This is a genomic window from Bacillus cereus group sp. MYBK14-1, assembly GCF_051916885.1.
GTDB lineage: Bacteria > Bacillota > Bacilli > Bacillales > Bacillaceae_G > Bacillus_A > Bacillus_A cereus.
In genome coordinates this window covers 194,080-209,292 of sequence record NZ_JBQAHM010000010.1, presented here as the reverse complement: position 1 = coordinate 209,292, position 15,213 = coordinate 194,080, and the positions used below count along the sequence as shown (strand labels likewise).

Below are 15,213 nucleotides of genomic sequence, written 5' to 3'. Positions count from 1 at the left end.
GTAAGATCCCTGAAAGATGATCAGGTTGATAGGTTCGAGGTGGAAGCATGGTGACATGTGGAGCTGACGAATACTAATAGATCGAGGACTTAACCATATAATATGTAGCAATGTTATCTAGTTTTGAGAGAACATAAAAAACTTGTTGACTTTTAAAGTAAATAAGTTATAATAATGATTGTCTCAAAAGAATAATGTCTGGTAATGATGGCAGAGAGGTCACACCCGTTCCCATACCGAACACGGAAGTTAAGCTCTCTAGCGCCGATGGTAGTTGGGACCTTGTCCCTGTGAGAGTAGGACGTTGCCAGGCAATATTATTCCGCAGTAGCTCAGCGGTAGAGCTATCGGCTGTTAACCGATCGGTCGTAGGTTCGATTCCTACCTGCGGAGCCATTGGAGAGCTGTCCGAGTTGGCCGAAGGAGCACGATTGGAAATCGTGTATACGTCACAAGCGTATCAAGGGTTCGAATCCCTTGCTCTCCGCCATAGGATTTATAATATTTGGCCCGTTGGTCAAGTGGTTAAGACACCGCCCTTTCACGGCGGTAACACGGGTTCGAATCCCGTACGGGTCACCACTTTGGAGGATTAGCTCAGCTGGGAGAGCACCTGCCTTACAAGCAGGGGGTCGGCGGTTCGATCCCGTCATCCTCCACCATATAAATTTTATATGAATAGTATTATCGCGGGGTGGAGCAGCACGGTAGCTCGTCGGGCTCATAACCCGAAGGTCGCAGGTTCAAATCCTGTCCCCGCAACCAAATGGTCCCGTGGTGTAGTGGTTAACATGCCTGCCTGTCACGCAGGAGATCGCCGGTTCGACCCCGGTCGGGACCGCCATTTTAATAAGGCTCGGTAGCTCAGTCGGTAGAGCAGAGGACTGAAAATCCTCGTGTCGGCGGTTCGATTCCGTCCCGAGCCACCATTTATTTTAATAAAATACGCCGGCTTAGCTCAATTGGTAGAGCAACTGACTTGTAATCAGTAGGTTGGGGGTTCAAGTCCTCTAGCCGGCACCATGTAAGTTTCGGAGGGGTAGCGAAGTGGCTAAACGCGGCGGACTGTAAATCCGCTCCTTCGGGTTCGGCAGTTCGAATCTGCCCCCCTCCACCATTTACATAGGGGCATAGTTTAAAGGTAGAACTGAGGTCTCCAAAACCTCCAGTGTGGGTTCGATTCCTACTGCCCCTGCCAAATATATTTACACAACATGGCGGTTGTGGCGAAGTGGTTAACGCACCGGATTGTGGCTCCGGCATTCGTGGGTTCGATTCCCATCAGTCGCCCCATTTTTATTTTAAAAATTACAAATAATCTAATGGATACTTACATATAATTAAGTAAGAATTCGATGGGCTATAGCCAAGCGGTAAGGCAACGGACTTTGACTCCGTCATGCGCTGGTTCGAATCCAGCTAGCCCAGCCATTTTTGCGGAAGTAGTTCAGTGGTAGAATACAACCTTGCCAAGGTTGGGGTCGCGGGTTCGAATCCCGTCTTCCGCTCCAATAAAATTTTATATGGCGGCATAGCCAAGTGGTAAGGCAGAGGTCTGCAAAACCTTTATCACCGGTTCAAATCCGGTTGCCGCCTTTTCTTTTGTGCCGATGTGGCGGAATTGGCAGACGCGCACGACTCAAAATCGTGTTCCTTCGGGAGTGTCGGTTCGACCCCGACCATCGGTATCATGAACGGCGTAATAAAAAGACTCTACACCAAATGTGTAGAGTCTTTTTATATTTTCATCACACTATAAAATAAGCAAAATGGTGTGTTGATGAAATGGTTATAAATGATTAAGGTAAACTTATTCATTTAGTACATGCGATACAGTTGGGGAAAGCTACAAAACAATAAAGGGATAAATTTTTATCCCTTTATATAATTTCATTATTTTATAGAGAATTTCTCCAACCTGGTGACATGAAGTTAAATCCGACGCCACCAGTAGATATTAGTACATGATCAGCTGTTAATTTCGTAATTTCTAAGAACTTCTTTTCAAACTCTTCTCTGTTGTATTTGTACATAGTTGAGTGGCATGACCACATGTGCGTTGAAGTACTCAACCAGTCTCCTAATTCCTTTAATTCAGGAAACGACTCAAATCGAATTGGTTCATCTAATTTCATGAATCTCACTTGATAGATAGTTGGGTTTAATTTTTCTCCTATTCCTTTAAAAGCATGTGATTTTTTGTCTTTGGAATGTGTCATAATTCACCCTCCATCTTTTCTTCAAATTTTTTCCTATTTTTATTATACAACAATAGAAAACAATTATGGGAATAATATGGAAATCTTTATTGGCAATATAAAAAGACTGTAACAGAAATGTTAGAGTCTTTTTGTTAAATTATACTATGTGCTTCTAAAATTCGTAATAAACGTAGGAATTCATGTATAATATAACTTGTCGAAAGAACAAAATGATAGTGATTTATATTATGTCTGTAATATGAATCAAAAATGAACTTTTTATATTTCTTTTAAAAATGTGTTGAACACACATTATATTTCATATTAATATTTTTATGTAGATTTAAAACGGGAAAGAGAGTGGAAAGTATGGGCCGTAAATGGAACAATATTAAAGACAAAAAAGCATCAAAAGATGCAAATACAAGCCGTATATACGCGAAATTTGGGCGTGAAATTTATGTGGCAGCAAAACAAGGCGAGCCAGATCCAGAATCAAACCAAGCACTAAGAGTTGTATTAGAGCGTGCGAAAACATACAATGTTCCAAGAACAATTATTGATCGTGCAGTTGAAAAAGCAAAAGGCGGTTCAGAAGAAAATTATGACGAGCTTCGTTATGAAGGATTCGGACCAAATGGAGCTATGGTTATTGTAGATACACTTACAAATAACGTAAACCGTACTGCAGCAGATGTACGAGCTGCATTTAGCAAAAACAGTGGTAATATGGGTGTGAACGGTTCTGTAGCTTACATGTTTGATGCGACAGCTGTTATCGGCCTTGAAGGTAAAACATCAGATGAAGTTCTTGAAATTTTAATGGAAGCAGATGTAGATGCACGTGACATTCTAGAAGAAGAAGATTCTGTTATCGTGTATGCTGAACCAGATCAATTTCATGCAGTACAATCTGCACTTAAAGGTGCTGGCGTTGAGGAGTTTACAGTTGCAGAATTAACAATGCTTGCACAAAGTGATGTAACACTTCCTGAAGATGCTCAAGCACAATTTGAGAAAATGGTTGATGCATTAGAAGATTTAGAAGATGTTCAACAAGTTTATCACAACGTAGACTTAGGAGAGTAATACGATAGATGACCCTTTTCGCTTAGCGGATAGGGTCTTTTTTATGAAGTTAATTAAGGTGATGAAGTATTAAAGGTATTTTGTTGTAGGTAGGGAATATGATTATAGGGATATATAAAATATTCATTATCTCTAGGAGGCTTAATATGGAACATAAGACACCAAAGCATATCGTTGCTGTAGCAGGTTATTTAACAAATGAAAAAAATGAAGTGTTATTAACAAAAGTGCACTGGCGAGCTGATACGTGGGAGTTGCCAGGAGGACAGGTAGAAGAAGGCGAAGCGCTCGATCAAGCTGTCTGTAGGGAAATAAAAGAGGAAACAGGGTTAACGGTGAAGCCTATCGGAATTACAGGCGTTTATTATAATACTTCTATGCATATTCTAGCTGTTGTTTTTAAAGTAGCATATATAAGTGGTGAAATAAAAATTCAACCTGAAGAAATACAAGAGGCTAAATTTGTTGATTTAAATGAAGAGAACATAGATGAGTATATAACGCGTCCTCATATGAAATCTAGAACGCTTGATGCAATGAGAGCAACACATTTTATTCCGTATGAAACGTGGGAAGTACAGCCGTATAATTTAATAGGAAGATTGTAAAGAAAAGAGTAGCCGATTTGAGATACATTCGAATCACTACTCTTTTTTTGTATACTGTTTAAGAAAAAGGTCAAAATAATAATAGCACTAGTATTGATTTTAGGAACGTTTGTTCTGTATAATAAATCTATATGTTATATACATTTAGATTACTAGATAGTTAAAAGTATATATATTTGTAGATGATATAATTAAAGTGTAAAGTGAAAATATAATAGTCTTAAGGGTTTCTCTTTTATTGGTTATTCGTACTTTAACATAACCTATATTCAATATTTCAGATGAATAGTAGATAAAAAAAGACTGTGATACAATACTTTTTTATCCAACTATTTGCTGGGCAGTAAGCTTGATTAATGAGGGCCGATTAAAGTTTCACTTTATACCTTACAATGATGTAAGGTACGTGTAAGAGAAATCGATGGGATATTTTTTTACAACAATGTATTCTTAAAGTAAGAGTTATATGCTGTGTGGAAAAGAGGTGTTCAAGATGAAAGAACGAGTATTATCTAGGGTGAACTATCATCAAAAAGTTGCATTAAATCCAATGACTAAACTTTTTTATAAAGCCATTATATTATTATTATTGTTAAGTTGTACGTTATTATTCATTGGAAATGTAATGATTGAGAAAAGTGATATTAGTAAATTACATGTACCGGCTAAGTTAGAGGTGCCAGAATCATTAACACATGCATTTATTGCGACAGAAGATAAAAGATTTTATCATCATAACGGTTTAGATTATATAGCAATTATTAGGGCCTCTGTTGAGAATATAAAGGCTGGTGGTGTCGTGCAAGGAGGAAGCACAATTACACAGCAGCTATCTAAAAATGCCTTTTTAACGAATGAACGTACATTTTCTCGGAAGTGGAAAGAGATTTTTTATACGAAAAAAATTGAACGCACATTTACGAAGGATGAAATATTAAAATTATATGTAAGTAATATTTATTATGGAGAAGGAGCATGGGGAATTGAAAAAGCAGCAAACCTTTACTTCGGTAAAAAGGTGAACCAATTAACGTTGGCTGAAAGTGCAATGATGGCTGCTGTAGTAAAAGCACCTGCTTATTACTCACCTGCCCAAAATTATGATAAAGCAGTAGAGAGACGTAATGTCGTTTTGAGACTAATGGAGAAAGAAGGCTATATAAGCCATGATGAGTATGTTCAAGCAGTTAGTGAGAAATTGGTAATTCGTCATGATATAAAAATAGAGCAGTCGATGTTAAATAGCGCGCGTAAAAAAGCAGTAAGTTAAGAGAAGTTCCTACAGAGGAGCTTCTTTTTTTGAATAAATTGTGACAAATTGTGACACAATATCGTCACAATTATTGTGTTTTTGTAATTTATGTGAGCGTGTTCATTGCGTGACGTATATAAGTGTTGATATTATGTGTATTGTGTACAATGCTGTATACAGAATATGAATTTAAAGAGGAATGTATATGAAATCAAATAAACTCATGGCTCTTGGTATAGTTTTTTCTATCGCAGTATTGATTGTAATTGGAACAATTGCGTATAGCATCATAAATGACAAAAAAGATAAAGGGAATGAGATGTTTGCTTATTCTACGCAACAATCTTTAGGGAAAGATGATGCTCCAGTTAAGGTAGTTGAATTTGGAGACTTTAAATGTCCTGCTTGTCGTACTTGGGATGTAACAGTATTACCTCGATTAAAAGAAGAGTATATTGATAAAGGCAAAGTGCAGTTATACTTTATTAACTTCCCATTTATCGGAAAAGACTCAGATTTAGGTGCAGCAGCTGGTGAAGCAATTTATAAACAAGATAAAGATTCATTCTGGATTTTCTATGATGAGATTTATCAAAATCAAAAGAAAGATACGGAAGAATGGATTACAGAAGATTTGCTTCTTAGCATTGTGAAAGAGAAACTTCCAAAAGTTGATGTAGAGCAATTTAAGAAAGATTTACACAGTAAAGACATTAAAGAAAAAGTAAGTAAAGATTCAGATCGTGCTCAAAAATTAAAAGTTCAAGGTGCTCCTTCTGTATATGTAAACGGAAATCTTGCAAATCCTGATTTTGATAGTATGAAAAAGGCAATTGATAAAGAATTGAAAAAGTGATGAGGTCTCTCATCACTTTTTCGACTTTTTTCGATAAAATTCTTGCCTCTACTTTTTTTACATGCTATACTATTTTACATAAGTTATTCTAATATCTTATATGTAATTCATATTTGCGGGTGTAGTTTAGTGGTAAAACAAGAGCCTTCCAAGCTCTGGTCGAGAGTTCGATTCTCTTCACCCGCTCCAAATTTTATTAAAAGTTTTTCTATAAATTGTGATCAACGCAGTGTTTCGTTTCCGAGATAAACGAGGCATTGCGTTTTTTAATGTTTGAAAAATATAATTACATGCGAAAATAGAAGTAAATGATAGTATTCCAAACGTGAATTACTAACCAATAGAGTGGTTACATAAGGGGTGGATTCATCTGAGGAGGCGATTAAGAGTGGATTTTGAACAATTAAAGCAAGATGTAATTGCGTATAGTAAAACAATTGGCATAGATAAAATAGGCTTTGCGAGCGCTTCTCCTTTTGAGGAATTAAAGCAGCGCTTAATCCAGCAACAACAATTAAATTATCAATCTGGATTTGAAGAGCCTGATATAGAGAAGAGAACGAATCCGCAACTGTTATTACCGGGTGCTAAATCAATTATTGCGATTGCTTTAGCATATCCTTCAAAATTAAAAAATGCACCATTAAGTAAGCGTGGAGAACGCCGTGGGATTTTTTGTCGTGCTTCTTGGGGACAAGATTATCATCTTGTTTTACGAGATCGTTTGAAAAAATTAGAGGCATATTTAATTGAAAAACTTCCCGATATAGAAGTGAAGTCCATGGTTGATACAGGTGAATTAAGTGATCGAGCTGTATCAGAGCGTGCTGGTATTGGATGGATCGGTAAAAACTGCTCTATTATTACACCTGAATTTGGTTCGTACGTATACTTAGGGGAAATGATTACAAATGTTCCATTCCCGCCAGATAAGCCGATAGAAGATCAATGCGGAGGCTGTACGAAATGTATCGATATTTGCCCTACCGGTGCTTTAATACAGGGGGGACAGTTAGATTCTAAGAAGTGCATTGCGTTTTTAACACAAACGAAAGGATTCCTACCTGAAGAATATCGCGATAAAATAGGAAATCGCATATATGGATGTGATACGTGTCAGACTGTTTGTCCGAAAAACAAAGGAATGGATTTTCATAATCATCCTGAGATGGAGCCGGATCCTGAGCTAGTTAAACCATTATTAATGCCACTTTTAACAATTAGTAATCGTGATTTTAAAGAGAAATATGGGATTATGTCAGGGTCATGGAGAGGGAAAAAGCCACTGCAAAGAAATGCGATTTTAGCATTAGCACATTTTAAAGAAGCATCGGCAATTCCAGATTTAATTGGTGTTATGAAAGATGACCCAAGACCGGTACTACGCGGAACGGCAGCATGGGCACTTGGGAAAATTGGCGGAGATGGAGTAGGCGAAGCGATTGAGAAAGCGATGGAACGTGAGAAAGATGAAGAAGTGCTTCATGAAATGAATCGCGGGCTTGAATTGTTAGCACAGAAAAAAGAGTAGATAATATTTCCCTTTTTCATATTGTAATATGGGAGGGAGACAGAATGGTTGTAAAAACGAAGATTGAAAACCAAGTACAACAATTTTTAGCATATATAACGGAGAAAAGAACGAATGTGGATGGTATTGCTGAGGATTTACTACAAATGGCACTGAGAAAGAAACAATTGTTTCAAAGGCGTAGTGCACATATAGTGAAAGCAACTGCGGATGTTTCTTTCATTAGACAATTAAATAGTAATGACCATCAAGAAATTGATTATCAAATACATTTTAAATATTTAATTAAGCATAAAGAATTATTTTATATTGAAGAGGAACAATTAAAACGAAGAGTTTGTTTAAATAATAGTCGAATTATAGGCGATTCTGCTATTGAAGTGTCAGAAGAAATTAGAATGGGTGAGACATTAGAAAGGGATATTACGAAAGAGAAGTACGGTTCTTATCAGTATAATCGTTTAGAGGCAGTGAAATATGCAGAGCGTTGGTGGGATGACCGGAATCCTATGTATCGTAATTTCCCTGATAATTGTACGAATTTCATTTCTCAATGTCTTCATACTGGAGAAGTACCTATGAACGGGTATCCTAATATTCGTAAAGGATGGTGGCAAAGGGAGAATCAGTGGAGTTGGAGCTGGGCTGTTGCACATTCTTTTTATTGGTATTTGTCAGGTGCTACAACAGGACTTCGAGCAGAGGCGGTAGAGAGGCCAGAAGAACTTATTCTTGGAGATGTCATTGCTTATGATTTCGAGGATGACGGAAGATGGAATCATACGACGATTGTAGTAGCAAAAGATGCAGATGGTATGCCGCTTGTAAATGCACATTCAGCGAATAGCCGTCGACGTTATTGGAACTATGAAGACTCTAGTAAATATACACCACAAATGAAATATAAATTCTTTCATATTATTAATGGGTAGAGATTTTTCGCTCAAGTGGTATAATACGTAGTAGACAAAAAACAGAGGTGAATATCGCGTGGGAGTACATGTTGTTTTATATCAGCCAGAAATTCCAGCAAATACAGGGAATATTGCTCGTACTTGTGCAGCAACTGGAACAGAATTACATTTGATTAGACCGCTTGGATTTTCAACGGATGATAAAATGTTAAAGCGTGCAGGATTAGATTATTGGCAGCACGTAAAAATTACGTATTATGATTCAATTGAAGAATTTTATGAAAAAAATAAAGACGGTGAATTCTTCTATTTAACAAAGTATGGCGAGAAAGCTCATACAGCGTTTGACTATAGCAAGCGTGAGAAGGATTACTATTTTGTATTTGGAAGAGAAACAAACGGCTTACCAGCTAATGTAATCGAAGAAAACTTTGATCATTGTTTACGTATTCCAATGACAGATAAAGTACGTTCATTAAATTTATCTAATACAGCAGCAATTTTAATTTATGAAGCGTTCCGTCAACAAAATTACCCTGGATTAGATTTAGAAATCGTTTATTAAAAGTCGCCATATGGCGACTTTTTTTTATAAAATAAAAATAATATATAATCATACATTTAAAAGAGAGGACATAATCATATAGAATGGGATATATGATTAAAAATAGATAAGACGGGTTGAGATAAATATGAAGGAAGAATATAGTAATCAAAATACCTTTTTAAGTATGATAGATATGGATTTAATTAGACAAGGATTATTACATGCTATTCAAGATTTAGTATTCATATTGAAAGTTATTGATAATGAAACGTTTCAATATATGTATGTGAATAAAATAGGAATGGATTATGCTAGGTTAAGCGAAGAGTGCTATGGAAAAACTTTTGCAGAAGTATTACCAAAAGATATAGCGGGGATATTGCAAAGGCAATATGCAAAAGTAGTGAGAGAAGCGAAAGCACACACCTTTTGTGATGTAGTCAATTTACCAAAAGGTGAGATACATTATGAATCTTCACTTAATCCTGTCTGCGACGAAGAAGGAATATGTCAATTTGTTATTTGCATTACAAGAGATATTACAGCTCAAATTGAGGAGAAGACAAAGATAGAGGAAAAACAAATGTTATTTAAGTCGTTACTGGAATATAATAATGACTCAATTATATCTATAGATTCTATAGGGAGAGTTACATATGCAAATCCGGCAACGTATGAAATATTTGGATACCGGTATGAGGAATTAAATAATAAATTTATTTTTGAATTCATTAATAAAGAATATGAAAAAGATTTTCAAATTATATTTAAGGGATCGATGCAAGGAAAAGCAAAACAAATTGTTTCAAAGAAATATGTTCATAAAGAAGGGTACGAGCTATATATTTCTTTGAGAACTATCCCGATTATTGTGAACGGTGAAATTGTTGGGATTTATATTGTTACGAGAGATGTTACAAGGCAAGTATTAAACGAAATGCGAACAGAATATTTAGCTTACTATGACCAGTTAACGGGATTAATGAATAGAATTTCATGTACAAATAAGTTAAATACTTTTTTAAATGAGAGTGTAAATTTTGCGCTTGTATTTATAGATTTAGATGAGTTTCATCGTATTAATGATACATTTGGTCATAAAGAGGGAGATAAAGTATTACAAAAAGTTACAGAATGTTTAAGCAATCTAAAAATAGAAGGTATGCACTTATTTAGAGAACACGATGATCAATTTGTTATGTTGATAGAAAATATAAAGAAAGAATATGTAGAGGAAGTTGCAAAAAGCATACTGAAAAATATTAGTGAATATTTTGTAATCGAAGAAGAAGATGTATATTTAAGTGCATCAATTGGAATTGTAATGGCTCCAGCAGATGGAGAAGATGAAAAAATACTATTTCAGAGGGTCGATGCTGCTTTAGAAAAAGCAAAAGAAAAAGGAAAAGGACATTATCATTTTTATTGTAGTGGATTAGACTGTGAGCGTGAACAAAGGTTTATAATAGAAAACCAGTTACATCGTGCTATAGAAAAAAATGAATTTTTCTTATATTATCAGCCACAAATTAATATTGAAACGAAAAAAATAGCTAGTATGGAAGCTTTAATAAGGTGGGAGAATAAGGAATTAGGATTTGTTTCTCCAAACCAATTTATTCCGTTGGCAGAAAGAACAGGATTTATTATTAAGCTCGATGAATGGGTAGTAAATCAAGTGTGTCAGCAACTGCGCGAATGGTTAAATAAAGGATATGAAGTGGTCCCAATTGCGGTTAATATTTCAGCTAGACACTTTCGTTCTATTACATTAATAGAGATGATTACACGGGCTTTAAATAAGTACAATGTATCAGCTCATTTATTAGCGATAGAGGTTACAGAAGGAGCTCTTATACATAAAGATATATCAAAGAGAGTGTTACTACAATTAAAAGAACAAAATTTAAAGATTCATTTAGATGATTTTGGAACAGGCTATTCATCTTTAAGTTATTTAAAAACATATCCAATTGATACTTTAAAAATTGATCGTTCTTTTATGGAAGGTATACATATAGATGAACGTGATACGAATATTACAGCTGCAATTATTCATTTAGCTCATACTTTAGAATTGAATATAATTGCAGAAGGAGTAGAAAAAAAGGAGCAAATACAGTTTTTGAAAGAAAAGAATGTGAAGCTTGTACAAGGTTATTATTATAGCCGACCACTATCCAAATATGATATGGAAAATATGTATTATAAATAAAAAAATGATGTGCTAAAAGCACATCATTTTTTATGTGTACCTGGTTTGTCATTGTAACCGGATGTAAAAATAGCTGTAAGAAATGTGAGTGATACACCTAAAATTAATAATAATTTCATACTAATATCCTCCTTACTGTTTTCGGTTTATGAGTTTTATTTATTATCCAAAATGTATGTAAGGTTCTTAGAAGAAAAGAATTTATTTATAATGAATAGCAGTGTAAAAATGTTAATACCTATATTATACAGAATTTTCTTTGAATTTTGGAGAGAATTTTAGCGTGCTATTATATATTTCGTTTTGATTTAAAGAATGTTTAAGGACATCCTAGCATACCTTTTATAATAATCCGATTGAACAAGGAGATGGGGGAGGAGCTATAATGGATATTCTAAAAAAGATTGAACAGCATCGAGCAGCAGAAGAACGTTTACAATGGGAAGGTACGTTTGCGGAGTATTTGGAGCTTGTGAAAGAAAGACCATGGGTGGCTCAAACAGCACACTCTCGCATTTACAATATGATAAAAGACGCTGGAATTGAAGAAGTTGATGGTAGAAGAAAGTATAACTTCTTTAGTAATCAGCTCTTTGGATTAGAGGATGCTCTAGAACGTCTTGTAGAGGAATATTTTCATCCATCTGCAAAACGATTAGATGTTAGAAAAAGAATTTTATTATTAATGGGTCCTGTTAGTGGAGGGAAATCAACGTTAGTTACAATGTTGAAACGAGGATTAGAAACATATTCAAGAACAGATCGCGGAGCAATTTTTGCAATTAAAGGATGCCCAATGCACGAGGATCCACTGCATTTAATTCCACATCATTTACGAGATGATTTCTTTGATGAGTATGGGGTTAGAATTGAAGGGAATTTATCACCACTAAATGTCATGCGTTTAGAGCAAGAATACGGATCAAGAATTGAGGATGTAGTTGTAGAGCGTATTTTCTTCTCTGAAGATCGCCGTACAGGGATTGGTACATTTAGCCCGTCTGATCCAAAATCACAGGATATTGCAGATTTAACAGGTAGTCTGGACTTTTCTACGATTGCAGAATATGGTTCAGAATCAGATCCGCGTGCGTATCGATTTGATGGAGAATTAAATAAGGCAAACCGAGGAATGATGGAGTTCCAAGAGATGTTAAAATGCGATGAGAAGTTTTTATGGCACTTATTATCGCTTACGCAAGAAGGGAATTTCAAAGCGGGAAGATTTGCGCTTATTTCAGCAGATGAATTAATTGTAGCGCATACGAATGAAACAGAGTATCGCTCATTTATAGCAAATAAGAAAAATGAAGCATTGCACTCAAGAATTATTGTAATGCCAGTTCCTTATAATTTACGAGTAAGTGAAGAAGAACATATTTATGAAAAAATGATTCGTGAAAGTGATGTATCGAATGTTCACATTGCACCACACACACTTCGCGTTGCAGCAATGTTCACTATTTTAACTCGTTTAAAAGATCCGAAGCGTCCGGATATTGATTTAATTAAAAAGATGCGTTTGTATGATGGAGAAACGGTAGAAGGTTATAATGCGATTGATGTAGAAGAATTACAACGCGAATATCAAGATGAAGGTATGAAGGGTATTGATCCTCGTTATGTCATTAACCGAATTTCGTCTACAATCATTCGAAAAGAGGTACCATCTATTAACGCGTTAGATGTACTTAGATCTTTAAAAGATGGGCTAGATCAGCATCCATCCATTAGTAATGAAGACCGTGAACGTTACATGAACTTCATCTCATTAGCGAGAAAAGAATACGATGAAATCGCGAAGAAAGAAGTACAAAAAGCGTTTGTTTATTCATATGAAGAATCAGCTAAGACGCTTATGGATAATTACTTAGATAACGTTGAGGCGTACTGCAATAAATCGAAATTACGTGATCCGTTAACAGGAGAAGAAATGAGTCCAGATGAAAAATTAATGCGCTCAATTGAAGAGCAAATTGGAATTTCAGAAAATGCTAAGAAAGCGTTCCGTGAAGAGATTTTAATTCGCATTTCTGCTTATGCCCGTAAAGGAAAACGCTTTGATTATAATTCACATGAACGTCTTCGTGAAGCGATTCAGAAAAAACTATTTGCTGATTTAAAAGATATAGTGAAAATTACAACATCAACGAAAACGCCGGACGAAAATCAGCTTAAGAAAATCAATGATGTTGTTGCGCGTTTAATTGATGAGCATGGCTATAATTCTTCTTCAGCAAACGAATTACTACGCTATGTAGGTAGCTTGTTAAACAGATAGTTTGATAACAAAACGCTGTCTCTTGTATTTTGCGGGACAGCGTTTTATTATCCGTTCATATGTGTATAAAGTGTCATACCTTGTCCAAATGTAATAAATTAAGATGCAATTTCATGAATTTATTGTCAATTATTTTTACAATATGCATATGATAGAGTAACCAACCATTCATACGAAAAAAGCCAACACAATACAATATGTTGCAAAGTAAAAATGTGTGCAACAATGCATTGTGTTTCTTTCTTATCAGTGGCTGAATATTTCTTTCTATTATGTGAGTGGCAAAATTTTGTTTAGGATGCTCGGGGTATTGTATGAAAAACGTTATAAATGTTTATGGGATGATTTTCTGTGGGCAGTTACCTTTCAAACATTCTAGCTTGCACATTACAGAACAAAATTTATAGATTGCTGTTCATACAGGAAGACAATTACAGTAAGGAGGGAAAGGAATGGGCGAAGAAAATCAACCAAATTATACGATTTCACAGGAAAACTGGTCCCTCCATCGCAAAGGATATGACGACCAACAGCGCCATCAAGAAAAAGTACAAGAGGCAATTAAGAATAATTTACCTGATCTTGTAACAGAAGAAAGTATAGTTATGTCTAATGGCAAGGATGTTGTAAAAATACCAATTCGTTCTCTAGATGAATATAAGATTAGATACAATTATGATAAAAATAAACATGTTGGGCAAGGAAACGGTGACAGCAAAGTTGGTGATGTCGTTGCGAGAGATGGATCAGGTGGTCAAAAACAAAAAGGGCCAGGAAAAGGGCAAGGAGCAGGAGATGCAGCTGGGGAAGATTACTATGAAGCTGAAGTCTCTATTTTAGAATTAGAGCAAGCGTTTTTCAGAGAGTTAGAACTGCCTAATTTAAAGAGAAAAGAAATGGATGAAAACCGGATTGAACATGTTGAATTTAATGACATTAGAAAAACAGGATTATGGGGAAATATCGATAAGAAACGAACAATGATATCCGCATATAAACGAAATGCGATGGGTGGTAAAGCATCTTTTCATCCAATTCATCAAGAAGACTTAAAGTTCCGCACTTGGAATGAAGTATTAAAGCCAGATTCAAAAGCTGTTGTATTAGCGATGATGGATACGAGTGGATCGATGGGAATATGGGAGAAATATATGGCACGTAGCTTCTTTTTCTGGATGACAAGATTTTTACGCACAAAGTATGAAACAGTTGATATTGAATTTATTGCTCATCATACAGAAGCGAAAGTCGTTACAGAAGAAGAATTTTTCTCAAAAGGAGAAAGTGGCGGAACAATATGTTCTTCCGTATATAAAAAAGCATTAGAACTTATCGATAATAAATATTCACCTGACCGCTATAATATTTATCCATTCCATTTTTCAGATGGTGATAATTTAACATCAGATAATGCTAGATGTGTAAAACTTGTTGAAGAGCTAATGAAGAAGTGTAATATGTTTGGGTATGGGGAAGTGAATCAGTACAACCGCCACAGTACACTCATGTCAGCCTATAAAAATATTAAAGATGAAAACTTTAGATACTATATTTTAAAGCAAAAAGCAGACGTATTTCATGCGATGAAAAGCTTTTTTAGAGAAGAATCAGGTGAGAAAATGGCATAACCTCTTTTAAAGAGGTTCTTTTTTTGTAAACTTTTTATTTTTTCAGTTGACAATGATAATGAAAATCATTATCATTTATTCGAGAAATGAT

At 35.3% G+C, this 15,213-nt stretch carries 11 protein-coding genes, 16 tRNA genes and 2 rRNA genes; 28 read left to right on the top strand and 1 reads right to left on the bottom strand.

What is annotated here, in order from left to right; translation table 11 throughout:
• The 17 genes from ACTFR3_RS22735 to ACTFR3_RS22655 all read left to right on the top strand — a co-directional run.
• A 23S ribosomal RNA gene (locus ACTFR3_RS22735) occupies positions 1-97 on the top strand; the annotation flags it as partial.
• 100 nt (positions 98-197) lie between these two features.
• A 5S ribosomal RNA gene (gene rrf / locus ACTFR3_RS22730) occupies positions 198-313 on the top strand.
• 8 nt (positions 314-321) lie between these two features.
• Positions 322-396: transfer RNA gene (locus ACTFR3_RS22725), tRNA-Asn, on the top strand.
• Positions 397-398: 2 nt separating this feature from the next.
• Positions 399-490: transfer RNA gene (locus ACTFR3_RS22720), tRNA-Ser, on the top strand.
• A gap of 17 nt (positions 491-507) precedes the next feature.
• Positions 508-582 (top strand) — tRNA-Glu (locus ACTFR3_RS22715).
• Positions 583-586: 4 nt separating this feature from the next.
• Positions 587-662: transfer RNA gene (locus tag ACTFR3_RS22710), tRNA-Val, on the top strand.
• Between the two features lie 26 nt (positions 663-688).
• Positions 689-765, top strand: a tRNA-Met gene (locus tag ACTFR3_RS22705).
• A 3-nt stretch (positions 766-768) separates the two neighbouring features.
• Positions 769-844: transfer RNA gene (locus ACTFR3_RS22700), tRNA-Asp, on the top strand.
• Between the two features lie 9 nt (positions 845-853).
• Positions 854-929, top strand: a tRNA-Phe gene (locus ACTFR3_RS22695).
• A gap of 18 nt (positions 930-947) precedes the next feature.
• Positions 948-1,023, top strand: a tRNA-Thr gene (locus ACTFR3_RS22690).
• Positions 1,024-1,033: 10 nt separating this feature from the next.
• Positions 1,034-1,117: transfer RNA gene (locus ACTFR3_RS22685), tRNA-Tyr, on the top strand.
• Between the two features lie 7 nt (positions 1,118-1,124).
• Positions 1,125-1,198 (top strand) — tRNA-Trp (locus tag ACTFR3_RS22680).
• A gap of 19 nt (positions 1,199-1,217) precedes the next feature.
• Positions 1,218-1,293, top strand: a tRNA-His gene (locus tag ACTFR3_RS22675).
• Between the two features lie 63 nt (positions 1,294-1,356).
• A tRNA-Gln gene (locus tag ACTFR3_RS22670) sits at positions 1,357-1,431 on the top strand.
• 5 nt (positions 1,432-1,436) lie between these two features.
• Positions 1,437-1,511: transfer RNA gene (locus ACTFR3_RS22665), tRNA-Gly, on the top strand.
• A 14-nt stretch (positions 1,512-1,525) separates the two neighbouring features.
• Positions 1,526-1,596: transfer RNA gene (locus ACTFR3_RS22660), tRNA-Cys, on the top strand.
• Between the two features lie 10 nt (positions 1,597-1,606).
• A tRNA-Leu gene (locus ACTFR3_RS22655) sits at positions 1,607-1,688 on the top strand.
• Between the two features lie 210 nt (positions 1,689-1,898).
• On the opposite strand, the gene ACTFR3_RS22650 is transcribed toward ACTFR3_RS22655, so the two are convergent.
• Positions 1,899-2,219, bottom strand: a complete 321-nt coding sequence (locus ACTFR3_RS22650; RefSeq protein WP_000149743.1) for a DUF3884 family protein — start codon at positions 2,217-2,219, stop codon at positions 1,899-1,901.
• Between the two features lie 351 nt (positions 2,220-2,570).
• Here ACTFR3_RS22650 and ACTFR3_RS22645 point away from each other — a divergent pair, with 351 nt between their 5' ends.
• From ACTFR3_RS22645 to yhbH, 11 genes are all read left to right on the top strand, one after another.
• Positions 2,571-3,290 carry a YebC/PmpR family DNA-binding transcriptional regulator gene (locus ACTFR3_RS22645; RefSeq protein WP_000532952.1) on the top strand — a complete coding sequence of 240 codons (720 nt, stop codon included), beginning with the start codon at positions 2,571-2,573 and terminating at the stop codon, positions 3,288-3,290.
• Between the two features lie 146 nt (positions 3,291-3,436).
• On the top strand, positions 3,437-3,898 hold the full coding sequence (locus tag ACTFR3_RS22640) for an NUDIX hydrolase (RefSeq protein ID WP_000400455.1): 462 nt from the start codon (positions 3,437-3,439) through the stop codon (positions 3,896-3,898).
• Between the two features lie 493 nt (positions 3,899-4,391).
• The gene (locus ACTFR3_RS22635) at positions 4,392-5,168 is read left to right on the top strand and encodes a transglycosylase domain-containing protein (RefSeq protein WP_000664715.1); all 777 of its coding nucleotides are present in this window, start codon (positions 4,392-4,394) and stop codon (positions 5,166-5,168) included.
• Between the two features lie 187 nt (positions 5,169-5,355).
• The gene (locus ACTFR3_RS22630; protein WP_000841307.1) at positions 5,356-6,006 is read left to right on the top strand and encodes a DsbA family protein; all 651 of its coding nucleotides are present in this window, start codon (positions 5,356-5,358) and stop codon (positions 6,004-6,006) included.
• A gap of 115 nt (positions 6,007-6,121) precedes the next feature.
• Positions 6,122-6,195, top strand: a tRNA-Gly gene (locus tag ACTFR3_RS22625).
• A 199-nt stretch (positions 6,196-6,394) separates the two neighbouring features.
• Positions 6,395-7,537 (top strand): tRNA epoxyqueuosine(34) reductase QueG, encoded by a 1,143-nt coding sequence (gene queG, locus ACTFR3_RS22620; RefSeq protein ID WP_440044822.1) that lies wholly within the window; start codon positions 6,395-6,397, stop codon positions 7,535-7,537.
• A 44-nt stretch (positions 7,538-7,581) separates the two neighbouring features.
• Positions 7,582-8,469 (top strand): amidase domain-containing protein, encoded by an 888-nt coding sequence (locus tag ACTFR3_RS22615; protein ID WP_000260591.1) that lies wholly within the window; start codon positions 7,582-7,584, stop codon positions 8,467-8,469.
• 58 nt (positions 8,470-8,527) lie between these two features.
• Positions 8,528-9,016: a tRNA (uridine(34)/cytosine(34)/5-carboxymethylaminomethyluridine(34)-2'-O)-methyltransferase TrmL gene (gene trmL / locus ACTFR3_RS22610; protein ID WP_000538147.1), complete on the top strand. Its 489-nt coding sequence runs from the start codon at positions 8,528-8,530 to the stop codon at positions 9,014-9,016.
• Between the two features lie 127 nt (positions 9,017-9,143).
• Positions 9,144-11,213, top strand: a complete 2,070-nt coding sequence (locus ACTFR3_RS22605) for a sensor domain-containing protein (RefSeq protein WP_000657172.1) — start codon at positions 9,144-9,146, stop codon at positions 11,211-11,213.
• 385 nt (positions 11,214-11,598) lie between these two features.
• Positions 11,599-13,494 (top strand): PrkA family serine protein kinase, encoded by a 1,896-nt coding sequence (locus ACTFR3_RS22600; RefSeq protein ID WP_000353273.1) that lies wholly within the window; start codon positions 11,599-11,601, stop codon positions 13,492-13,494.
• A 452-nt stretch (positions 13,495-13,946) separates the two neighbouring features.
• Positions 13,947-15,122: a sporulation protein YhbH gene (gene yhbH / locus ACTFR3_RS22595; protein WP_000503517.1), complete on the top strand. Its 1,176-nt coding sequence runs from the start codon at positions 13,947-13,949 to the stop codon at positions 15,120-15,122.
• Positions 15,123-15,213: the final 91 nt, after the last annotated feature.